Source organism: Halorubrum sp. SS7 (genome assembly GCF_005435055.1).
Classification (GTDB): domain Archaea; phylum Halobacteriota; class Halobacteria; order Halobacteriales; family Haloferacaceae; genus Halorubrum; species Halorubrum salinarum.
Map to the genome: position 1 here is coordinate 1 of NZ_SGXV01000850.1, position 206 is coordinate 206.

Here is a 206-nt window from a genome sequence, read left to right on the forward strand (position 1 = left end):
AGCGAGCGAAGTGGAACACCACTCGCCTCGCCGGGATCCAAAGGCTTGGGTGCGATCCGGGAGTACCGATCGTAGGCCCCCATTAGTGAGCGACTCACAGTCCGACGCTTCGACGGAGCAGATGACGTCGCGGAACATCCTCGGATCGCTGCTCGATACCGGCCTCCACGAGATGAACCGAGAGCGGTCCGGACTCCTCCTCTCGG

General features: G+C 63.1%; 1 pseudogene. It reads left to right on the top strand.

Features of this window, described 5'->3' with window-relative positions:
* Positions 1–85: 85 nt before the first annotated feature.
* A pseudogene (locus EXE44_RS22020) lies at positions 86–206 on the top strand (formate/nitrite transporter family protein); the annotation flags it as partial.